This is a genomic window from Alkaliphilus sp. B6464 (assembly GCF_018141165.1).
Lineage (GTDB): Bacteria > Bacillota > Clostridia > Peptostreptococcales > Natronincolaceae > Alkaliphilus_B.
In genome coordinates this window covers 1,185,895-1,206,835 of sequence record NZ_CP058557.1, presented here as the reverse complement: position 1 = coordinate 1,206,835, position 20,941 = coordinate 1,185,895, and the positions used below count along the sequence as shown (strand labels likewise).

Genomic DNA, 20,941 nt, shown 5'->3' with positions numbered 1-20,941 from the left:
CCTACTTTCTACTACAGTTTTAAATGTTTTTCTATATCTACAACAAATATTGTTGCCCCTCCAACCTTAACCTCTATAGGATATGGAATAAAAACTCCTGCAGCTCCAGATATTGGAGTCGGTGCAGTAACCATCTGATTTCTTGTTTCGCAATTATTTTTAATAATTTCAATAACCCGATCTACTTTATCATCTTCTACACCGATTAACAGTGTTGTATTTCCAGCCTTTAAAAATCCCCCTGTAGTAGCTAATTTAGTCACCATGAACTTATCTTTAGTTAGATCATCTATAAGATGGTGAACATCCTCATCGTGAACAATAGCAATAATTAATTTCATAAAATTATTCCTCCCCTATTAATATTTTTAATTTACTTTCAATATCCTTACTTATGTCTTCAATAGATTGATTCGCACTAATAACCTTAATACGCTCTGGATACATATTAATAAGCTCCATATATCCTTCATAAACTTTTCTATGGAAATCTAATTTTTCCTGCTCCAATCTATCTACTTCTTTTGTAGCCTTAATACGTTTTAATCCTACTTCAGGATCTATATCTAGTAAAATAGTAAGATTAGGCCTTAGTCCGTTAGTAGCAAAATCATTAATATTTTTAATAGATTCTAACCCTATACCCCTACCTTTTCCTTGGTAAACCATACTTGAGTCTACAAATCTATCGCATAGTACAATCTTTCCCTCATTGAGAGCTGGAATAATAAGCTCTGCCACATGTTGTGCTCTAGAAGCTGCGTATAATAGAGCTTCAGTAATATCTGACATTTCTTGATGGCTTTTATCCAAAATTAACCCTCTAATTTTCTCTCCTATTACAGTTCCTCCAGGCTCTCTTGTTAATAATACTTCATACCCTTTTTTTTCTAAAAACCTCTTAATAAAAGGAATTTGTGTAGATTTTCCAGCACCATCTGGGCCTTCTATAGTAATAAATAATCCTTTGTTCACCTAATCACCTCATATGCTATTTTATTTTATACTTTGTTCGATGGCTGATAGTTCTAAAAGTCCATAAGAGCTAAGTCTTTACCTATTCTATAGATTAACCTATGCTAATACTTCAATACAGTGGTAACTAGCATCTTTAAGTCCTAAAATCTCTTTATCAGACTGAATAATAGCTGTAACATGTTCTATAATTTCATCATTAATTTTTTCCCCTGGAACAATTAATGGAATACCTGGCGGATATGGTATTATATATTCCCCGCTAGTATAGCCGCTACTTTCCTTAAGCAATACTCTTTTCTTGTTCTTATATAAAGCTTGCCTTGGAGTAAAAACCTGTTCAGGCATTTTGTATATAAAAGTTTGTAGCTCATCAGAGTTTTTATTTGTTTCTTCTTTAGAAATTATATCAAGAGCACTTAGCAACTTGTAAAAATCCTGTGTATCATTAGCAATTGATGTTACTGCCAATACACCATAATTATTAGACAGCTCCATCTGTATATTAAATTCATCTCTAAGTCTTTGCTCCAGCTTATATCCTGTAATACCTTTTAACCCAAACCATAGTCGAGTAGGGTCTATAGCATGGACTCCCTTAATCCCTATTATATCCTTACTCATTATACTTACTTTGCCTAGTTTATAAACCATTTCCCTAAAATTGTTAATATTTTCAAGTAAAGCTTTCATTAAATATTTACCCTCAGTTTCATAAACCATAACTGCAAAATCTAAAGAAGATAATAATAAGTATGATGGACTGCTGCTTTGATGGATTCTAAGCATAAACTTCAGTTTCTCCCTATCTATTCTATCTCCCTGTACATGAAGCATAGAGCTTTGCGTAAAAGAAGGTAATGTTTTATGAGTACTTTGTACCACTCCATCTGCTCCACAGCTTAAGGCAGATGGAGGCAAATATTCACTTAATCCAAAGTGTGCGCCGTGAGCTTCATCTATTAATAGTATTTTATCATATTTATGTACTATTTCCCTTATTTTTTTTAAATCACATGCAATACCATGGTAAGTTGGATAAGTAAGTACTACTGCTTTAATATCATTATGCCCCATCAATTGTTTTTCAATATCTTCCGGTAATATTCCCATTGCAATTCCCTGTTCTTCATCCATGTTAGGATAAACATATATTGGTACCAAGTCACCCAGTATACTAGCATTTATTACTGACTGATGACAATTCCTATCTATAAGTATTTTATCTCCCGGACAGGTGGAGGCCATTATCATACTATATATGCCAGCTGTACTACCATTTACCAAAAAGAATGTCTCCTCACTTTTAAAAATTTTGCTAGCCTTATCCTGACTTTGTCTGATTATATGTTTAGCATTGTGCAGATTATCGGTTCCAGGAATTTCTGTAGTATCTAAGTTATATACAATATCTTGAAACTTTTTATATGAAATTTTACTATAAATCCTCCCATTTTTGTGTCCTGGGACATGAAATGATACTATGTCTTGATTATTTAGTTCTAATAGTTGATCTATAATAGGAGCCCTAGTCATTTTTTACCTCCTTTTTTACTTTAGTTATGTAATATCATAATACGACTTTATATATATTATTCGAGAAAAAATTTTTTTCCCCTTTCAATGTATAAAACCTTTATCCTTTAGAAATAATATTACTACAGACTATGCCTGTATAATATACAAGGCAATGTGAGGTCTGGGGAATCAAAATATTGGTAGTAGTGTAGGATTTTTTCATTTTCTATGTAAAATGTTCTTAGAAAAGGATGGTGACTGCTAATGAGAGAAAATAAAATTACTAACTTAAAGGAATTTTTAATGGCTTATGGTAGTAAAAAGTCAGATATAGAAATCTCCCAAATGCTTTCCGTCCCTATAGAACAAGTTAAAAGTGAAAGAGGAAAAATATCCTTTGAAAATATGAAAAACAAAATTGGAAGTCACTAAGTTTAAGTAAAATTATGTATTCCTATTGAGTTTAGAATTTATGATGATTTTTTAAAGTGTTAAAATGTCGTCTAATATTGTAATTTTCACTTAAATAGTAATGGGATTTCCTAAAAAGAAATCCCATTACTATTTACATTTATATTAATAAAAACGCCTTTCCAAATATCCTTCATGCTTCTTTTAATTACTTCATATTTAAGTTCATCAACTGATGGGGATATTATTTCCAGTTCGCATTCTCTACATATGTATTTATTAAGTATAATAATTCCTTCGTTATCTTCTTTATTGCAAAGATGACACTGTAATCTCTCATCCATATATATCCACCAACCTTATAAAAAAATTTTTACTTTAAGTTCTAAGGCATAAGCCTCAGATGTTAAATAAGTATATTCTTTTGAAACTTTGTACAAATTTCTGTCACAGTTATTATAATAACTTGTTTTACCTTTTATTTTGCCCTATATTTACTATGTTATTCACTATTCCTGTACATTGTTCGAAACAAATTTGACTTAATCAATAAAAAAATCTATCCCCATTTATGTGGAAATAGACTATTTTATAACTCTTAATTTTACTGGCAATAACTCATCCGAATCTTTATAATAAGATTTGGTTGTAACATGTTTTCGCTTTGCTTTAGGTTTAGGTTTCAAACATTCAAGTAAGTTTTGACGTAAAGCTAAAATTAATATGAATACTGGTATAGTAATTAGTCCTAAAAAAGCGATACCTATAAGCATTTGAAACATTAATGTCACCCCTTAAATACTATCTTAAGGGATAATTCTACATAAGCTTGTAAAATCCTGCAACATTTCCTGGGAAATATGTATTATTTGTTGAAAGCTTGAGGTTTTTTTCGAAAAAAGTACGGACACAGGGCTAAAATTAATAATATGACGAAAACTATCAATGTTTGCAAGGAAAATATATTATTTATTTGATCACCTAAAAATGTATAAAGTATTACCTTAGGGAATGCACCTAATAGGGTGCCAATACAAAACTGCTTGTAAGACATATGAGATATCCCTGAACCATAACTAACAGGATCAAAAGGGAAAGCTGGTGATACCCTCATTACAAATAATCCTCTTATTACCTGATCATTGCTTAAACTATTTATTTTACTTAAATACTTATTCCCGAATATCTTTTTAAATGGTTTTTGAAACCTTCTTGCCAAAAAAAACGAGAGAGATGAAGCAACCATTAATCCTGTTAATGTATATATACTTCCTCTAATAGTTCCAAAAATAACACCACCGCTAATAAACATAATGGTAGTTGGGATAAATAAAAATGGTCTAATAGAATTTATTAGAATATATACTAATATTCCTAGTATGCCGAAGGATTCCACAATATGCTGTATATATTCTACATTAAAAACAGGCCTGTGTATGCTTTGTTTTTCTAATTTATATATTATGAAAATAACTATTAATATACTCAAAGCAGTTAATAATTTTTTTTTAGTTGACATAAGCTATAACCCCTCTAGTACAAAATATATTATACTTGTGATAACTTTTCATTATATAACTCTAATATATTTATATACACTATTTTAAATGCTATCCATTAAATAAAACATAGGCTTCTGTCGAAGCTCTTTAAATTAATAAGCTCACTGAAACACCATTTTACAAAAATATATTAAGAATACTAATATATTCCTATACGTTATAAAGCCAAAACACCTATATAGGTGTTTTGGCTTTATCTAAAACTGAAAATAGATAAATGAACTTTGTTCTCTTTGAGTAAACATTACTAAGGTTATAAATATCATTACATAAGCCGCTGCCCTAATATAATCTGGGCAATAAGCCCTCCATGTATTAATAAGTTTGTGTGCATTGTTTCGTATAGCAAATTCCGCAAAATGTAGAAACCATAAAAATGCAATAAATCCAAAGTAAAGAATATACATACTGCTGAACCTAATATCTGAGAAAGATATCATCTTCCATACCATACGAATAGCATCTTGCAAGCTCTCTGCTCTAAAGAATACCCAACCAATAGTAGTTAGTTGAAAGAATACAAATACAGTAATCCATCTATAAGCCTTACTTTTAATAAATGTTAGATTTCTGCCTTTTAACATACGAGTATATACTTTATGGGCTACACTAAGAAGTCCATGATAAATACCCCAAACAATAAAACCCCAAGCTGCTCCATGCCACAGGCCAGAAAGAGTCATAGCAGTTAATAAAAATACACATTGCATAGGAAATCCTCTTCTGGAGCCCCCTAATGGAATATAAATATAATCTTTTATCCAAGATGACAATGTAATATGCCATCTCTTCCAAAATTCCGACGCATTTCCACTTAGATAAGGTGTCTTGAAGTTAATTGCCATTTTAAATCCAAATAAATGGCCAATACCTACGGCAATTTCGCTGTAGGAAGAAAAGTCAAAGTAAATTTGAAAGGCAAACAGGTATGCTGCAAACCAAGAATCTAATGTTCCTAACTGACTAGCTTGACCAAAATAATACTGAACCTTAGGAGCTAGCATATCTGCGAATACTAGTTTCTTAGTCATACCCATTGCAATGTAATATAGTCCATATCTAATATTTCTTTCATCATATTTAATTTCTTTCAACTTTGCAACCTGTGGTAAAAATTCTTCTCCACGCATAATAGGACCTGCAATTAATTGGGCGAAAAATGCAATAAATACCCAAAATTCAACAAAAGATTTACAAGGCTCTATATCTTTTCTCCAAACATCCACTACATATGCTATAAGCTGGAATGTATAAAAAGAAATACCAACAGGCAGTATAATTTTTGCTAATAAAGCGTCCTGCCATGGAAAATGAATATTAAGAGCCATTTCAATGTTTCTTAAAATAAATCCCGTATATTTAAAAAACACTAGGTTACCTAAGTTAATAATAATTGCAATTAAATAATATATTTTCCCATTAGGAGACGACAGCTTACGGGAACAGAAATAGGTAGTTAAGGATACAGCTAAAAATATTCCTAAATACCCAATTCCGGATACACCGTAAAATACTAAGTTAGCTATTGCTAGCATCCACAATCTTTTCTTAGGGAAAAGATAAAACAAAATAAAAGCCATAATTAATAGAAAAATAAATTCAAAACTATGAAAAAGCATAAGCTCCTCCTCCATCTAATAGGTTATAATCTACTGAAGGTTCCACACTGCTATTTGATCCCACAATAGATCTGCTAAATATTTATAGCCATCAGCTGTATAATGAACTTGGTCAGAAAATAAATCAAAAGGCATCTTTCCATAATAGTTAATATACTTTACAGGTTTTTGCGCAAAGTAATCATCAATAGTCTTTACATTTTTAAAGTAATTTTCTTTATCCAAATATTCTCCTACCAATTCCTCGTTAATAGGTGCTAGATATATTAGCGTATTCTTCCCTTCTTGAAGATTTATAATTTTTTCAAGGAAATATATTTGTGGATTCGTATTGTTCATAACAAATAGGGTAGGATTAAATCCGATTTGATACTGATATTCTGCTAATAAATCCTTTAAAAAAGGTTTTTCATACCATGGCTGTACTGGCTCACTAGCATATACAACATGACCTCTAAGCTTCCCTAATTCTTCTTTTATATAAACCTGTAAATAATCCTTATATTGAAAAAGAGGTATGTTTTCATAAAGCTTGTCTTTAATATTTTGGGCCAACGCTACAATTTGTGATTGTTTTTTCTCATCTTTAGCACCTAAAGTATTGATCTCTTTGTAAGTAATGGGATCCATATGCTTTAGTTGCTTATCCAGCCAAAATACGGGCGGTGTATCCAGTTTCTCTACAAACCCTGCATAAAGTACATTAATTATTACATTATCTCTCGATATTCCATACTGATCCATTTTTAATAATAAAGTATAGATATCGCCCGCCTGCATAGATGGCATTGCTAAATTAAAGATTCTAAATTTTTTCCCTTTATCTTGGGCTATTTGATTTAAATAGTACCCTATGGAAGTATTGGAAAGCCCTGGACTACTATAGGATACAGAGTCCCCTAAGATAACAACATAATCATCCAATTCTTCATTAGCTATTATTGTTTTTATTTCCTTTAGAACTGCTTCTATATTTGTCGGCCTATCTTTAACCAAGTCATAATCTAGTCTATGGTTATATACTACTCTACTTGGAACACAGGCATTAATTATAAATTGTAATGCTATTAAATAAATAATACAATAAAAAATTACTTTATTTGAAGAGCTACTTTTAAGCTTTTGAGATAAAATAGTAAACACCTCCATTATCAATTAAACTAACCCAATTATACAGTAATCGTTAATAACTTTCAATTCTATGCAATTTATTACAATTTACATAGAAGCCTTTTTATTTAACATATCAGTTCTACCTTTTATATTTGTTTTCAACTTTGTATATCCAATACTTAACCCTAATGCAATATCCCCCTGATTTGTTTCCGGTATATGAGTAATATCAGCCGTAAGCAGATCCTAATCCAACGGCTTCCAATTCAGCTATTTCTTGAATGTCTTCAGCCGTTCCTTAAATGTCTGGATAATATCCGGTGTCTCATCGATAAAATACGGTCTTGCTACGTTTCCGTCAGCATCCAAGTCACGGCCGTCCCACCAGATTGCAACTTTAATGTTTTCATATTTATTAATATGGGAAAACATGTTTCTGATCCATTGATTCTTATCTCCGCCGACACTGCTGGAAGCAAATTCTGTAATCATCATCGGCATTTCATAAAGCTTATCATACTCAGCATAGAGAGGATCATACAGAACATCGAATTCCGTCCAGTTCTCTGCTGGATAATAGGTTCCTGTGTTATAGGCAGTTAAACCGACAATATCGACATATTCGTCTCCCGGATAATACATGGAAGCATCATTCCAGTTGAAGTCCGGGAAAGATTTTCCGTTTGGATTCCAGACCCAGATCACATTATCAGCCTTTGCATCTTCAAATATTTGATAGACATAACGATAGAATTCCTTGAAGATCATCGTGTCCTTGGAAGTATGGTAGCTCGAATAAGGACACCAGTCACCATTCATTTCATTGCCCAGCCGAAACAGAACCGGATGGTCAAATTCACTTACAGTCTTGGCATAATCCTTCAAAAATTCATCATATTCCCCGTTCAAAATATCATAGACCATATTCCCTTCCCCATCTTGCTTCCATGAGGTCTGCAGCGTCAACTCCAGAATTTTATGATTCTTATACGCGTTCTCAAGACGGGATTTCAGGTTCGGGTGCTGATATTTGTTTTCAAAGCTAGTGTAATTCAGCAGGAATGGAAACTCATATTCCATGGAGGTTTCCAGATGCTTCAACTGGGTAAAGTCATCCGGCGCGCTAGGTTCGAAAATGCCCCAGGTCAGAACACTATCCTTACCGAAATATGTTTGAAGTGCATCCTTTGTCTCCTGATTCCAGCCCCTTTCCTCCACGGGAACAGACTTTGCCACTCTCATGTAAGGAGCCTTGGTTGGAGCAAAAGTGGTGAAATGATCGATGAGATACTGGTAACCGCCCGTCGTATCAAGAGGAACTGTGGATTTCACCAAAATGGTGTATACCACTCTTGTCCCGGAAAATATCTCTATAGAAACATAGTAATTCATGTCATTTTTAACCCGACTAAGCTTTTGTCTAGACCATTGAAGGACATGAACGTTTTCCCCGTTTTTTATCGATTTGCTTTCATATTCTTTTACATGATTAGCCGTATTAGATAAAAACTTGTTGGAGTAATTGATATAAGCCGCCTGGCTTACATCTTTAGACAGCTCCTGCTTATAAATTTCTATTCTTTTGTTTTTATTTTCTAAAACCGCACCGACACCGGAATAGCTCATATCCACCTTCATATTCTGATCTACGTTCAAGCTGTACCCATCAACATAGTTGGTAAATTTATCATAAGCCCCCATGTTCTCTAAACGAGAAAAGGCATTTTGATTATTATCTGGTCCAAAATTTGCAGCGTATGCTATGATCAATAATAATCCTACGATCAGCCCATAAGATAAAACTTTTATGGTTCTGGATATTTTGGTTTTAACGTGGTATTTTCCTATGTCATTCATTTTGGATTCCCCCCTTATTTTACTTTCACGATGAATGTGATGTGCTTAGATCGGCAAAATAAAAGCACTGATTCATTCAGTATCTATTATACGGAATGAATCAGTGCTTTTTATTTGATTATCCTTAAGGAAAACCTCATATTTACAGATGAATATCTTAAGATTTTCCTACTTTTTCTATTAACTCCACTGGGAGTTCAATGGTAAACTCGATTATGTCGTTTTCGCTGTATGCCGTAATCGAACCTCCATGAAGATCTATAATTTCCTTGGCAATGGCAAGTCCGAGGCCAGCTCCGCCGGATTGTGTCGTTCTCGCCGTATCCAAACGATAAAATTGTCCGAAGATGTGGTTTAGCTTTTGTTCCGGGATGGTATCTCCGTGATTGCGGAACTTCAAGGTAACAACTTGTTCGCTTGGGGTTGCAGTTATCAGGATCTCACTGTTTTCATAGCTGTAGTTGATAGAATTGCGAATCAGATTGTCAAAGACACGATCCAGCTTTTTTACATCACAGCGGATCAGGATATCCTTCTCTGCTTTTACCTTGCAGGTCAGACCCTTGGGAAGCATCATCGGTTTAAACTCATCGGTGATCTGTTCCAGCATTCGTGTAAGATTTACCTTCGTGGTTTCCAAAACCATCTCATTGAGATTGAATCTGGTGATTTCAAAGAATTCATTGATGAGTGTTTCCAGGCGTTCCGCTTTTTCTACCGATATGGATAAGTATTTTTCTCTCAATTCGGCGGAAATCTGCTGTTCGTCACGAAGCAGGGTCAAATAGCCAATGACAGAGGTCAGAGGTGTTTTCAGGTCATGGGCAAGATAGACTACCAGATCGTTTTTCCGCTGTTCGGCTTCTCTCGCTAATTGTTGATTTCGGAGGCTGTTATACTTGATTTGGTTCAGTCTGTCTTCTACATCCTTCAGTTCATCGGGCAGATTGACCAGATCTGTATCAGAGCCATACAGGCCCTCGATGGAATTGATCATCTGAGTGGCATAGTCTATGGTTTTCCTCCACAAGCTCATCATAATCACCAGAAACCCAATCACCCATACCAGGATGAAAATATAAATCTTAAAATTATCAATGGTTTTAACGAATTTAAAAGCAAAATTCAAGGGACCATGCCAATCAATGACATTATGTCCGATAAAGTAACCTAGAAGGAATATTCCCGCTAGCACTATGGTAAATACGGTAACCACAAAGGTAAACTGTCTGAATAATCGAACGGTCAGTCTATCTCGGAAGCTTCTATCATTCATCTTGTTCAATTTGATAACCAACCCCCCATACTGTCTTAATAAATTTCGGGTTCCTCGGTGCTTCCTTCATTTTTTCTCGAATCCGTCCGATATGTGCCATGACGGTGTTGTTGTTATCCATATAACTTTCGCCCCAAACCGCCTCAAAAAGCTCCTCTGAGGAGACCACCTTGCCTCTGTTTTCGCATAGGTACCAGAGAATCGAAAACTCGATAGGAGTCAGCGTCAAGGCTTGTCCGTAAAGAGAACATTTATGAGTATCTTTATTGATGATCAACCCTGAAAAATCATACTCGTTACTATCTTCAAGAGTCTTTCCGTCAAAATTATTGTAGCGGGTATAGCGTCTTAGCTGGGCCTTGACTCTTGCAACCATTTCCAATGGATTGAAGGGTTTTGTGATATAATCATCAGCACCGAGGGTAAGGCCTTTGATTTTATCGATATCCTCGACCTTGGCAGTCAGCATAATCACAGGATAGTGATAACTCTCCCGGATTCTCGAGCAAATGGTAAATCCATCCGTTTCCGGGAGCATGATATCCAGAATTGCCAGATCCAGTTTTGTGGTGCTGATGCATTTCAGTGCCTCTGCAGCAGTGTAGAACTTATAAACGGTAAAGCCCTCGTTGCTGAGATATAATTCCACCAGATCCGCAATTTCCTTTTCATCATCCACAACTAATATATTCGTGAACATAATTTTTCCCCTTTCTGCGTTTCTCTTATCCCTTCGGGTCGTTCTTTACTATTCATGAATCGTAAATATAACTCAAGGGAGATATTAATGTCAAAATTTTATTAGTTCTTTTAAGTGCTTCTAAACCCATTTTTATGCCTGAAATAAAACTATTTAACTCTTTGATATTTAAGATTTTTGCACGTTCCATCCAGCTTTCTAAATCAAATTCTCTTTTACTTCTTCTATTTTTAATCGTTAATAACTTTCAATTATATGACATTTATCATAATTTAAATAGAAGCCTTTTTATTCAACATATCAGTTCTACCTTTTATATTTGTTTTCAACTTTGTATATCCAATACTTAATCCTAATGTAACGCTGTAAACAATAATCGCATTAAGTATAGCTCTTCCTGTTATAGAGTAAACTCCACTTTCTAAAAGCCACTTATCTGATATATTAAGTACTAATGGATGGCTTAAATAAACATAATAGGAGCTTTTACTAATAGTTTTTAAAACATTCGTAATTTTTGTATATCTTTCTAAAATACCAATACCTATAGACATAAGTAGAAAAATTGAAATAGTTCCAAACAAAATCCATATTACTAAAACTCCAAAAACATCTACTGCTTTATTTAAAATATAGTATTGATAAAATAAATAACTATCATAAATTACTACACTAATATAGCATATTAGAAGGAGGTACCTTAGCTTTACAACAAGCTTCTTAATTATAGATAGATTTTTAGCTACATAGCATCCTAGCGAGAAGAAAAATATATAAGTCATAAAAAACCTATCAGAATATGGCATCGATACATATTTTAAAAATAATAAGTTAAACATTAGAGATAAACTTAATAAAATATGGGAATTAAATCTCTTGTATCCGTAAAGAAATATTCCAAATAATATATAAAACTGTGTAATTGTTAATATAAAATATAAATGATAGCTCATATTAGCCAACAAAATATTTTCTACAAACATCCCTAAAGATAGTATATATATACCTTGAGAATAGAAGTATAAAAAATAAATAATGCTCCAAATCCCATAAGGTATTAACGTAGCATTAAATCTCCTTCTTAAAAATTTTCCATATTTAAAATTTCTTTCTTCATAGCTATAGAATAACGTTAATCCACTAAGAAAAATAAAAGTTGGAGTTGTAAATCTTGACCCACGATTTAATAGAGTAAATATAATACTATGAATACTGCCAACTTCAAGTGTAGTTACAGGTCCTGCCGTAATGTGGACTAATACTACTGATAAACAAGCAATGCCTCGAATAATATTGGTTTCATCTATTCTCTCCTTTTTAATCACAAGAATCTCCTCTTTCCTATTAAGATTAGGTTTTTATTATAAAAAGCTACCTTAAATAAACTAAAGATATTATAGCATAATTTATAAACCCTTGCACTTATGCCCATTAGCTGCAATTTTATCCAATAACTAGGGGTTTCAAAACTATTCCTCGGTCTCTTAATTAATAATTATTAATGCACTTTCTTAAATAAAGTGTTAAAATAGTATAAAAGCTTTTATTTGAAACTTGTGAGGTGTAAAATGAAAAAAATATTATATATATTAATAGTTATTGGGCTTCTAGTAGGAGCCTCTGTATTATTTGTACCATCATATTTATCTACGTCTACCAATGTTGATACTATAGAAATAATAGTTCCCCAAGGCGCTTCCCTTAACACGGTATCTAATACATTATTAGATAAAGGAATAATTAAAAGTAAGATTTGGTTCCGTTACAAAGCGAAGGCTGCAGGGGTAGACCGTAAAATTAAACCTGGGACATATTCAATCCCTTCTAACTCCACATTAAATGATATTTTTGCATTATTAGAAAAAGGTATTCCAGACAAACCCGTTATACTAACTATACCTGAAGGATTTACTCTTTATCAAATTGCCCAGAAGGTAGAAGAACTTGGTTTTGGTACTAAAGACGAATTTATTGAAGCTACACAAAAATACTTTGATAACGGTAATTATGATTTTGATACTAAAAATCTTTATTTTAATTTAGAAGGCTATTTATATCCAGATACTTACCATTTTACAGAAAAACAATCAGTTGAAGACATAGTCAAGCGTCTTGCACAAACAATGGACAATGTATTTACAGACGAGTATAAAAATAGAGCAAAAGAACTAAATCTTTCAATACATGATATACTTACTATAGCTTCTCTAATAGAACGAGAAGCAAAGCACGATGGAGAGAGATCCGCGGTTAGTGGGGTAATTTATAATCGTTTGGAAAAGGACATGCTTCTTCAGATTGATGCAACAGTCATATATGGGGTTGGCAAAGGTAAGGAACATAAATCGGATATATATACATCTGATCTTGAAAAACCTACTCCATTTAATAGCTATAAAGTTATTGGTTTACCCCCGGGGCCTATAGCATCACCAAGTAAGGCTTCCATACATGCAGCCCTATATCCAGAAAATCACGAATATCTATACTATGTATTAAGTGAAAAAGAGGACGGCCATGTGTTTACCAAAACATATGATGAACATTTAAAATATGTAGATAAATATCGAAATAGAAATAAGAAATAAATAGAAATTTAATAGTTTTAATTTTAAATATGCCCAAATAATAAGGTTATATATTATCTTATTATTTGGGCACTAAATTTTACTATAAATAATAAATCCACGTATGTTTTCTGTATTATCCCACATATAGATTTTATTATAGCTATTAAAACTTTGATTGAACTATAGCTCGGTTTAAAACTGAGTACTTCTTTTTCTCATTTTAAACTGAACTGGTATAAACCACCCTCGTTAGGATATAGTAATACCTTGTATGTAACGGTATAATTTAGCTATAATTTATTGTAGAATCGTGAAAAATTACAGCGCGAGAGTTATATAGACGTTGAAATACACGCTGTATATGATATACTTTAAAAGTAAAAGCCATTTGTATTTTTCTAATAAGAGGTAAATGAATATGATATATACACATGAAGATAAGCGTAATAAAGAATTGAGTGCTGACTGTGGAAATTGTTTCGGTCTATGCTGTGTAGCATTGTACTTTTCAGCTTCGGAAGGTTTCCCAACGAATAAAGATGCCGGTAAGCCTTGCATAAACTTACAATCGAACTTTACCTGCTCTGTTCACAAAAATCTTAGGGATAAGGGTCTTAAGGGTTGTACTGCCTATGATTGCTTTGGTGCTGGTCAAAAGGTAGCTCAAGTTACCTGTGGCGGACATGACTGGAGACAAGCCCCCGAATCTGCTAAGCAAATGTTTGAGGCGTTCCTGATTATGAGGCAGCTTCATGAAATGCTATGGTATCTTACTCAAGCATTTATCCTGCAAACGGACCACGGTATTAAAGAGGAGATAAGTTCATTACTGTACAATACTGAACACCTTACCCTTCTTGATGTTGACTCTCTATTAGCACTGGATGTGGTAGATCATCGAGCCAAAGTTAACATACTGCTTAAAAATACCAGTGAGCTGGTGCGTACTAAAGCCCGCAGTAGAAAGAACACTCCTTCAAGAAATCGGAATGCCAACTCTCGTCGATTAGATTATTTTGGCACAGACCTAAGAAAAACCAATCTTAAAGGTGCAGACCTGAGGGGAGCATGTCTTATTGCAGCAAACCTTAGAGGAGTCGATTTGAGTGGGGCCGATCTCATCGGGGCTGATTTGCGAGACGCCGATCTTAGTGGAGCTAATCTCACAAATAGCATCTTTCTTACTCAAGCCCAACTCAATACAGCTAAGGGTGATTCTCTTACAAAGCTACCTATGATGCTGGTTCGACCAACCTATTGGTCAAAATAATTAACTGCCTGACTGACATAAAAAAATATACTTATATAAAGTAAAAAATGGTTGTGTTACAATAATTAGAATGGGTAAACCTAGTCCAGCACCATTAAAGGCGTTGGACTAGGTTTTTAGTGTAATACAGATCAATATATAATATATTGATTTATTAAAAGGAGAGATAGTATGACATATTCAGCAGATAAAGAGAAATTAAACTATATACTTGTTTCAAGCAAGGATATAAAAGATGACAGGGATGAAATCCTTAGAATTATTCCAGAACTTATTATTTGTGTTAATTGTGAACAGAATATGCCTTATCATATTTACAATGTATTTGATCACATATTAGAAACAGTGAACAAAGTAGATTTTGATTCAACTTTAAAGATAACAGCACTTTTACATGATATAGGTAAACCTTATAGAAAAACTACTGTTAATAATGTTGATAGTTTTAAGGGACATGAGGAAGCAAGTGTAATAATCGCAAACCTAATTTTAACAAGACTCGGATATGAAGTAGATTTTATAGATAAGATATGTAGACTTATTAAATATCATGATTATAAAATCATCCCTACAGTAGAAGGCGTTAAAGAAGGAATTAACTTGGTAGGAGATGAGCTTATGCCATACCTTTTCTGTTTTCAAAAAGCAGACCTTTTAGCTCATTCTGAACAACGCTACAAACCACTATTACCTAAATTAAATGAAGCTAAAATAATATATGAATCACTGCATTAAAGTAGCTTTTGAATATAACCTAATTAATATTAATAGTTTAGACTATGTAGATATTAGATATATATAATAAACTGTACAAACTAGTATCTAAAAAGACTCTTGCACTTCAGGAGTCTTTTCAGATGTCTCGTGATAGTATAAAATAATCTATATTTACTATAAGTATTTATATTTCAATGCTAGTAAACAAAGGTATATCTGCAAGCTTACAAGCAGCTGGCTATAAATCCGCCGAATGATAGTAGCAGCCTTCCCTTCTTTCTTCAGGAACTCTAAGTAATTATTTACGTCTTGGTCAGTAGCACTTACTATATCTTTACTTATAAACTTCTTAAAGTTATTGATTTCTCTTTTATAGTCACGAGCTGCAGTATCTGATTTTAGTCTGAAAACAAATACACTCAATACCCCTAACTCATACTCATCTAAAAAGAGCTCCATAAAGCACCTCCAAAAATCTTCCCATAATACTATGTTCCTATTAAATATCATAATACCCAACATAAAACAACAGTGCTAATTTTCCTATCAAAATTTTGCATCGAATCTAGACTCGCACCTCCCCTAGAAGCCATCGGGCGGGCGGCGAAAGCAATTTTACTATTGTGTATTATAGTATTTGATAGTAAGTACTTATTTATCATATATATGTATGCGAACCAGTTGTTCATGGCCTAGACATCCCAGAGGGAATTAAAGGAACAGGTTAAAATAAATAATGGTGATATTTACAAAAACATTTAACGATAAGGGAAATACTGGTATAATATAATTGTAGGTTATTGCGTATTTGATGTAAAATATGCATACCTAATACTACTGATTTTATACATAAAAAGAATTATAAAAAGGAGTGATATTATGAGAAGTAAATATATCATCTTAGGTGTTGCATTAATTATTTGTAGCAGTCTATTTTTGGTAGGTTGTAATAGAGAAGCAAATAAGAAAATGAGTTATGAAATAATTTTATTTGAAAATGCTCCAAAAGAAGTTCAGAATGAAATAAGCGAAGTAGATAAATGGATAAGAGAAATGGAAGCGGTTATAGATAATGATCATCCGAATCAGACAATAAACTTTAGTGGTAGTGTTGATTTAGGTAAAGAGAGGTATGAGTATTTCATAACAAACAATCAAATACCTAAAATCATTGAAGTTGTACCAGACAAAGCTTATGGCATTGGAATAATGATAAAACATACTACTGAATATAGGGAAAACATAGGATTTCCGACTACTGTAGCTATTGTAAAATTAAGCGATTATTATGGTAAAGTCTCACATGTCTATGTAAGTCATCCATAAGAAATTTTACAAGTATTTAAATAATAGCTATATCTTATCATCTTTTTAGATGTATAATGATAATATAAAATAATATTTTAATATAGATCAAAAGAAGATAGAATTATTCACCTACAATGATCGTTATTTATTTAAAATATGATCAAAGAATACCTCGGTATATGAATTTGCAGAATATATAAGCTTATCTACAATACCGTGATACTTATAAATAAGATTTGTATCATTCCAGCCTAGTTATTTTGATATATCGTCTACACTTGCACCAAGCCTAGCTGCATAAAGAACGTGTACATATCGAAGATCCTGAAGTGAGCATTTAATGCATCAGTTGCTTTGATTCCGGTTGTAGCAATAATCAGAATAATCGTATAGTGTCTAAGTTTAAAGTTTATACGAACGGCATTCGGAAGATTCGTGACTAATATTTAAGGTGCACTTCAGTTGGATCTTTAATTATTCTTATAATATTCTTCACTCAATTTGTTTTAACTAATGCCTTTATCAATCATATTTTTAATCATAGAATCAAATCCGGAACTATTGTACATAAACACAACTATATCAGAATCACTGTTTTGGATAATCTCTTCATAACTCATTTTAATATTCTCTATATTTCTAGGGTCAATAAATTGAACTTCACTAAATAAATCAGCAAACATTAATGTTGTAGGTGCCTGATAAGAATCTCTAAAAACAAGCATCTTTTTATCTGTTAGAGCATTATCATTTTTTATTTTGAGTATGTTACAAACATTACCTCTAATATAGGCTCCTCCATAATCCCATTTATTTTTGTTTCTTAAGGTAGCAATAACATCTTCTTCCTGGACTTTTTTATCTTTCTCACATGATTACTAAAAACGGAACTACAATATATTTTGCTTTTTTCTTATTCATTTTAAGATCCTCATCTCCTAAAATCTAAAGTATAAAAACGGATTATAACTAGAACTACTTAATAAAACGATAACTATAAACATGCAAATAATAAGTATCGAGCTATGAAGTCCATAAGCTATACTGTTTTCCAATAATTTTTGGTTTGTTTTTAGAGCAGCATCCTTGATCTTTTTTACTATTGGAGTTGAAAAAATTCCAGATGCAATCATAATATACCAATAATCATTGATATAGATTAAGACATTGTTATTGATTATTGGGTTTGTACCTAATCCAATCATTACTTTGATAAAGGCTAATCCCTGGCTTATATTGTCCACCCTGAAAAATATCCATCCAATAAGGACTATTAACCACTATTAATAATAAATAAATATGTCTCAATATTTTTGGTAATCTCCTCAATAACTTTTCTAAAAAGGCCTTTTCTAATATGATAAGAACGCCATAATATAGACCCCAAATAATAAAGGCCCAGTTTGCGCCATGCCATAGACCAGTTAAAAACCATACTATAAATAAGTTCATATATGATTTTATTTTATATACCCTATTACCTCCTAGGGGAATATAGACATAATCTCTAAACCAGCTACCTAAAGAGATATGCCATCTTCTCCAAAATTCAGAAGCCGACTGGGATATATATGGGTAATTGAAGTTTTCTAAGAAATCAAATCCAAATAATTTCCCAAGCCCTATTGCCATATCACTATAGCCACTAAAATCAAAATATATTTGGAGGCTGTAACATATTATTCCAATCCAAGACTCAATAATGGATAGATTAGCTGTATTTTTTATAAACATGCAATCAGTGCTTGAAAATTACAGAAAGTACGTCCTTGAAAGTAAACTGACTGAGTTTGAAAACAAATTAATAGGAAATGCCGAGATAACAGTGAAAAACGAATGGAAAAGAATTAAACAAAATAAAATAACTCATTATTTAATTTCTGAGCCCATAAATGTTAACTTACTAAAAGAAGGGTATCAAGTAAATGATAGCGAAACATTTATTCTAATAGTACGAGCTATGAACAAAACTAGTGATAAGTATGAAATAGTATATGCAGATCCATATATAATAATTGATTTACAGAATATTATTAAAGATAAGATTGAAACTTCAGATTTAGATAATTATGAATGGTATAGTTTAGGAACTAGATAATATATAAAAGGAGTGACTTACTTGGAAAAATTCAGCGATATTCTATTCTTTGCATTATTTTCATTGCTACTTCCTACAGGTATATTGGCAATATTACATTTAAATTTTTTAGCTGAAAAAATGTATACAAGTTCTGAAAAATTTAATCCTGTAAATGTAACTCCCACTTCCATTCGTTGGAACAAATTTGTTTTTTCGCTAATGAGTCTAACTGCTATATTAATTGGAATTGCAGCATGTATTAAGCTTTTTATTATTATTACACGATAAAAACATCAATTAATTGTAGATTTAAATTTTATATGTGATTCGGAATTAAATACAAAGTTTATGCTATGACTCATTTATATATAGAAACATTTTATTATAATATTGCATAAATCTTCGCAAATGTGGTATATTATATATAATCAATAAATCAAATAATTGTGTTGTGACAATTGTGACGAAAAAGAAAAAGCAGGTGCGCGAACACCTGCTTTTTCTACTTTATTGCGGATATTAACGTTGCTATTGCTGTAATTAAGGCTGCTATTGCTGTTATAAGCTTTACTATGTACTCTTTTTCTTTTGTTGGTTGTGACAATTGTGATCCACCTCCCTTCTTTCTTGGAAGGATAGGTTTATTATAACATAGTTCAATAATAAGTCCTTAACCATTCTAGTTTATTAAAATATACTAATTGTTTAGCTTTCTAAAGCCTTAAAACTACTTATTTATATTAAAAAGCAGTTAGCTTTGAATAAAAGCCAACTGCTTTAGTTCTATATACAATTAATTTTTATACATAATAATAGTATTTAATATTGTTTTTCTATAGAATATTCTTTTTCGTTTTTAATCATTAAATTAGGTGACTTTGTTTTTTTAGCGGCATCATAAGTAGTATCTATAGTAATCCATTCATTAGTATCGTTTAAGTATACTTGATTCCAAGCATGATATGTATCAATATCACTTTTACGTCCCATCATTAGTTTTGTAGGAACATCTACACTTCGAAGCATTGCCGCAAATAAGGCTGAATAATCGTAGCATATTCCTTTGGATACTTTTAATGTTTCCTCTATAGAAGGTATATATTCTGTGCTAATGTTGTTTATTTTATTATTATCATAACTAATATTGTTTATAATATAATTATATATTGCAGTAACTTTATCTTTATCATTTTTAGCATCCTTAGTTAATTCTCTAGCCTTTTTAATAGGGATCATATCATTATTCCAGTCAATCATTTGGATGGATTGTAAAAACACTTCGTTTTTATTTGTTGATTTCAAAATAACATCCTCTTTTTCTACTAGCTTGTATTTATTACCTTCCACATTTTCTAAAATAGAAATTGTATACTCTCCATCTCCAAACTGTAATGGAAAACTATTATTTGATTTTAGGTTATAAGTATACTTCACATCCCCTTTACTAATAATTACTTTTGTAGTCACTTGTTTTTGAGGATTATAATTAATACTTACTAATCCAGCATCTAATTTGGTTTTATCAATACTTGGAGTAGAAGCCTGTGCAAAAACTACTGTGGAGTATACTGATAAAATAATAACTAATAAAGAAATTACTTTACGTAGCTTTAACATAAAAACTCCCCTTTCGGTAACTGGCTACCATCTTATTTCTAAGGAAGGCCCTTTAGCTTTGCGTCTCTAGCTTTCACTAGATTTGCCTTTATCGGTGGAAAGCACCTGATAAATATATTTAATTATCTTTTACTATACTACAATTTGTCCTAGTTTTATATAGTTTAAAAGCTTTAAATATTTGTTTTTAATAATTCATTTAATAATATTTTTTTTATTATCCTATTAATAATCTCAAATACATTCTTATTATTAATCTTATTATTTTTATCTAGCTTGTTGTCATATAAATACCCTAACTTATATAAACTTAACATATAATTTTTTAATACAGCTAAATATACTTGC

The 20,941-nt window shown here is 32.0% G+C and carries 25 protein-coding genes and 1 riboswitch; of the genes, 7 read left to right on the top strand and 18 right to left on the bottom strand.

Going from position 1 to position 20,941, the window contains the following annotated elements; genetic code table 11:
- Positions 1-11: 11 nt before the first annotated feature.
- The 3 genes from HYG84_RS05815 to HYG84_RS05805 form a co-directional block, all read right to left on the bottom strand.
- Positions 12-341 carry a cyclic-di-AMP receptor gene (locus HYG84_RS05815; RefSeq protein ID WP_212381206.1) on the bottom strand — a complete coding sequence of 110 codons (330 nt, stop codon included), beginning with the start codon at positions 339-341 and terminating at the stop codon, positions 12-14.
- A gap of 4 nt (positions 342-345) precedes the next feature.
- Positions 346-975, bottom strand: a complete 630-nt coding sequence (gene tmk, locus HYG84_RS05810) for a dTMP kinase (RefSeq protein ID WP_212381205.1) — start codon at positions 973-975, stop codon at positions 346-348.
- Positions 976-1,074: 99 nt separating this feature from the next.
- The gene (locus HYG84_RS05805; RefSeq protein WP_212381204.1) at positions 1,075-2,511 is read right to left on the bottom strand and encodes an aminotransferase class I/II-fold pyridoxal phosphate-dependent enzyme; all 1,437 of its coding nucleotides are present in this window, start codon (positions 2,509-2,511) and stop codon (positions 1,075-1,077) included.
- Between the two features lie 246 nt (positions 2,512-2,757).
- On the opposite strand from HYG84_RS05805, the gene HYG84_RS05800 reads away from it, so the two are divergent.
- Positions 2,758-2,925, top strand: a complete 168-nt coding sequence (locus HYG84_RS05800) for a hypothetical protein (RefSeq protein ID WP_212381203.1) — start codon at positions 2,758-2,760, stop codon at positions 2,923-2,925.
- Between the two features lie 110 nt (positions 2,926-3,035).
- Here the strand turns inward: HYG84_RS05800 and HYG84_RS05795 are convergent, their stop codons facing one another.
- The 9 genes from HYG84_RS05795 to HYG84_RS05755 form a co-directional block, all read right to left on the bottom strand.
- A complete protein-coding gene (locus HYG84_RS05795) occupies positions 3,036-3,248 on the bottom strand; it encodes a sigma factor G inhibitor Gin (protein ID WP_212381201.1) in 213 nt (70 codons plus the stop codon).
- A gap of 240 nt (positions 3,249-3,488) precedes the next feature.
- A complete protein-coding gene (locus HYG84_RS05790) occupies positions 3,489-3,686 on the bottom strand; it encodes a hypothetical protein (RefSeq protein ID WP_212381200.1) in 198 nt (65 codons plus the stop codon).
- An 83-nt stretch (positions 3,687-3,769) separates the two neighbouring features.
- On the bottom strand, positions 3,770-4,423 hold the full coding sequence (locus HYG84_RS05785) for a TVP38/TMEM64 family protein (RefSeq protein WP_212381198.1): 654 nt from the start codon (positions 4,421-4,423) through the stop codon (positions 3,770-3,772).
- Positions 4,424-4,663: 240 nt separating this feature from the next.
- Positions 4,664-6,085: an MBOAT family O-acyltransferase gene (locus HYG84_RS05780; RefSeq protein ID WP_212381196.1), complete on the bottom strand. Its 1,422-nt coding sequence runs from the start codon at positions 6,083-6,085 to the stop codon at positions 4,664-4,666.
- A gap of 30 nt (positions 6,086-6,115) precedes the next feature.
- Entirely contained in the window at positions 6,116-7,234 is a 1,119-nt protein-coding gene (locus HYG84_RS05775; RefSeq protein ID WP_212381195.1) for a hypothetical protein, read from the bottom strand.
- Positions 7,235-7,468: 234 nt separating this feature from the next.
- Positions 7,469-9,055, bottom strand: coding sequence for a glycoside hydrolase family 26 protein (locus HYG84_RS05770; protein ID WP_212381193.1), 1,587 nt, complete (start codon positions 9,053-9,055; stop codon positions 7,469-7,471).
- A gap of 157 nt (positions 9,056-9,212) precedes the next feature.
- The gene (locus tag HYG84_RS05765) at positions 9,213-10,331 is read right to left on the bottom strand and encodes a sensor histidine kinase (RefSeq protein ID WP_212382089.1); all 1,119 of its coding nucleotides are present in this window, start codon (positions 10,329-10,331) and stop codon (positions 9,213-9,215) included.
- Positions 10,324-11,031, bottom strand: a complete 708-nt coding sequence (gene vanR / locus HYG84_RS05760; RefSeq protein ID WP_212381191.1) for a VanR-ABDEGLN family response regulator transcription factor — start codon at positions 11,029-11,031, stop codon at positions 10,324-10,326. Before vanR ends, HYG84_RS05765 begins: the two co-directional genes overlap by 8 nt.
- 272 nt (positions 11,032-11,303) lie before the next feature.
- Entirely contained in the window at positions 11,304-12,356 is a 1,053-nt protein-coding gene (locus HYG84_RS05755) for an acyltransferase (RefSeq protein ID WP_212381189.1), read from the bottom strand.
- 243 nt (positions 12,357-12,599) lie between these two features.
- Between HYG84_RS05755 and mltG the strand changes: the two genes are divergently transcribed.
- The 3 genes from mltG (at position 12,600) to HYG84_RS05740 (ending at position 15,606) form a co-directional block, all read left to right on the top strand.
- On the top strand, positions 12,600-13,619 hold the full coding sequence (gene mltG / locus HYG84_RS05750) for an endolytic transglycosylase MltG (protein ID WP_212381187.1): 1,020 nt from the start codon (positions 12,600-12,602) through the stop codon (positions 13,617-13,619).
- 400 nt (positions 13,620-14,019) lie between these two features.
- Positions 14,020-14,871, top strand: coding sequence for a pentapeptide repeat-containing protein (locus HYG84_RS05745; protein ID WP_212381185.1), 852 nt, complete (start codon positions 14,020-14,022; stop codon positions 14,869-14,871).
- Positions 14,872-15,042: 171 nt separating this feature from the next.
- Positions 15,043-15,606, top strand: a complete 564-nt coding sequence (locus HYG84_RS05740) for an HD domain-containing protein (protein WP_212381183.1) — start codon at positions 15,043-15,045, stop codon at positions 15,604-15,606.
- A 156-nt stretch (positions 15,607-15,762) separates the two neighbouring features.
- Here the strand turns inward: HYG84_RS05740 and HYG84_RS05735 are convergent, their stop codons facing one another.
- Positions 15,763-16,047 (bottom strand): site-specific integrase, encoded by a 285-nt coding sequence (locus tag HYG84_RS05735; RefSeq protein WP_212381181.1) that lies wholly within the window; start codon positions 16,045-16,047, stop codon positions 15,763-15,765.
- 420 nt (positions 16,048-16,467) lie between these two features.
- On the opposite strand from HYG84_RS05735, the gene HYG84_RS05730 reads away from it, so the two are divergent.
- Entirely contained in the window at positions 16,468-16,914 is a 447-nt protein-coding gene (locus HYG84_RS05730; protein ID WP_212381179.1) for a hypothetical protein, read from the top strand.
- Between the two features lie 488 nt (positions 16,915-17,402).
- Here the strand turns inward: HYG84_RS05730 and HYG84_RS20620 are convergent, their stop codons facing one another.
- From HYG84_RS20620 to HYG84_RS20735, 3 genes are all read right to left on the bottom strand, one after another.
- A complete protein-coding gene (locus HYG84_RS20620; RefSeq protein WP_212381177.1) occupies positions 17,403-17,621 on the bottom strand; it encodes a hypothetical protein in 219 nt (72 codons plus the stop codon).
- A 213-nt stretch (positions 17,622-17,834) separates the two neighbouring features.
- A complete protein-coding gene (locus tag HYG84_RS20270; protein WP_249168771.1) occupies positions 17,835-18,140 on the bottom strand; it encodes a hypothetical protein in 306 nt (101 codons plus the stop codon).
- Positions 18,067-18,630 (bottom strand): MBOAT family O-acyltransferase, encoded by a 564-nt coding sequence (locus tag HYG84_RS20735; protein ID WP_249168722.1) that lies wholly within the window; start codon positions 18,628-18,630, stop codon positions 18,067-18,069. Before HYG84_RS20735 ends, HYG84_RS20270 begins: the two co-directional genes overlap by 74 nt.
- Here HYG84_RS20735 and HYG84_RS05715 point away from each other — a divergent pair.
- On the top strand, positions 18,599-18,994 hold the full coding sequence (locus tag HYG84_RS05715) for a hypothetical protein (protein ID WP_212381175.1): 396 nt from the start codon (positions 18,599-18,601) through the stop codon (positions 18,992-18,994). The two genes, HYG84_RS20735 and HYG84_RS05715, sit on opposite strands and share 32 nt — an antisense overlap.
- A gap of 21 nt (positions 18,995-19,015) precedes the next feature.
- Positions 19,016-19,264, top strand: a complete 249-nt coding sequence (locus HYG84_RS05710; RefSeq protein ID WP_212381173.1) for a hypothetical protein — start codon at positions 19,016-19,018, stop codon at positions 19,262-19,264.
- A 531-nt stretch (positions 19,265-19,795) separates the two neighbouring features.
- On the opposite strand, the gene HYG84_RS05705 is transcribed toward HYG84_RS05710, so the two are convergent.
- Together HYG84_RS05705 and HYG84_RS05700 are read right to left on the bottom strand one after the other, a co-directional pair.
- Positions 19,796-20,593: a transglutaminase-like domain-containing protein gene (locus HYG84_RS05705; protein WP_212381171.1), complete on the bottom strand. Its 798-nt coding sequence runs from the start codon at positions 20,591-20,593 to the stop codon at positions 19,796-19,798.
- A 12-nt stretch (positions 20,594-20,605) separates the two neighbouring features.
- Positions 20,606-20,690: riboswitch (cyclic di-GMP riboswitch) on the bottom strand.
- A 76-nt stretch (positions 20,691-20,766) separates the two neighbouring features.
- Positions 20,767-20,910: a hypothetical protein gene (locus HYG84_RS05700; protein WP_212381169.1), complete on the bottom strand. Its 144-nt coding sequence runs from the start codon at positions 20,908-20,910 to the stop codon at positions 20,767-20,769.
- Positions 20,911-20,941: the final 31 nt, after the last annotated feature.

Excerpts from the sequence above, each read along its gene's own strand:
- HYG84_RS05815 (WP_212381206.1), bottom strand. The coding sequence starts at position 341 with ATGAAATTAATTATTGCTATTGTTCACGATGAGGATGTTCACCATCTT.
- HYG84_RS05805 (WP_212381204.1), bottom strand. The coding sequence starts at position 2,511 with ATGACTAGGGCTCCTATTATAGATCAACTATTAGAACTAAATAATCAA.
- HYG84_RS05800 (WP_212381203.1), top strand. The coding sequence starts at position 2,758 with ATGAGAGAAAATAAAATTACTAACTTAAAGGAATTTTTAATGGCTTAT.
- HYG84_RS05795 (WP_212381201.1), bottom strand. The coding sequence starts at position 3,248 with ATGGATGAGAGATTACAGTGTCATCTTTGCAATAAAGAAGATAACGAA.
- HYG84_RS05790 (WP_212381200.1), bottom strand. The coding sequence starts at position 3,686 with ATGTTTCAAATGCTTATAGGTATCGCTTTTTTAGGACTAATTACTATA.
- HYG84_RS05785 (WP_212381198.1), bottom strand. The coding sequence starts at position 4,423 with ATGTCAACTAAAAAAAAATTATTAACTGCTTTGAGTATATTAATAGTT.
- HYG84_RS05780 (WP_212381196.1), bottom strand. The coding sequence starts at position 6,085 with ATGCTTTTTCATAGTTTTGAATTTATTTTTCTATTAATTATGGCTTTT.
- HYG84_RS05775 (WP_212381195.1), bottom strand. The coding sequence starts at position 7,234 with ATGGAGGTGTTTACTATTTTATCTCAAAAGCTTAAAAGTAGCTCTTCA.
- HYG84_RS05770 (WP_212381193.1), bottom strand. The coding sequence starts at position 9,055 with ATGAATGACATAGGAAAATACCACGTTAAAACCAAAATATCCAGAACC.
- HYG84_RS05765 (WP_212382089.1), bottom strand. The coding sequence starts at position 10,331 with ATGAATGATAGAAGCTTCCGAGATAGACTGACCGTTCGATTATTCAGA.
- vanR (WP_212381191.1), bottom strand. The coding sequence starts at position 11,031 with ATGTTCACGAATATATTAGTTGTGGATGATGAAAAGGAAATTGCGGAT.
- mltG (WP_212381187.1), top strand. The coding sequence starts at position 12,600 with ATGAAAAAAATATTATATATATTAATAGTTATTGGGCTTCTAGTAGGA.
- HYG84_RS05745 (WP_212381185.1), top strand. The coding sequence starts at position 14,020 with ATGATATATACACATGAAGATAAGCGTAATAAAGAATTGAGTGCTGAC.
- HYG84_RS05740 (WP_212381183.1), top strand. The coding sequence starts at position 15,043 with ATGACATATTCAGCAGATAAAGAGAAATTAAACTATATACTTGTTTCA.
- HYG84_RS05735 (WP_212381181.1), bottom strand. The coding sequence starts at position 16,047 with ATGGAGCTCTTTTTAGATGAGTATGAGTTAGGGGTATTGAGTGTATTT.
- HYG84_RS05730 (WP_212381179.1), top strand. The coding sequence starts at position 16,468 with ATGAGAAGTAAATATATCATCTTAGGTGTTGCATTAATTATTTGTAGC.
- HYG84_RS20620 (WP_212381177.1), bottom strand. The coding sequence starts at position 17,621 with ATGCTTGTTTTTAGAGATTCTTATCAGGCACCTACAACATTAATGTTT.
- HYG84_RS05715 (WP_212381175.1), top strand. The coding sequence starts at position 18,599 with ATGGATAGATTAGCTGTATTTTTTATAAACATGCAATCAGTGCTTGAA.
- HYG84_RS20735 (WP_249168722.1), bottom strand. The coding sequence starts at position 18,630 with ATGTTTATAAAAAATACAGCTAATCTATCCATTATTGAGTCTTGGATT.
- HYG84_RS05705 (WP_212381171.1), bottom strand. The coding sequence starts at position 20,593 with ATGTTAAAGCTACGTAAAGTAATTTCTTTATTAGTTATTATTTTATCA.
- HYG84_RS05700 (WP_212381169.1), bottom strand. The coding sequence starts at position 20,910 with ATGTTAAGTTTATATAAGTTAGGGTATTTATATGACAACAAGCTAGAT.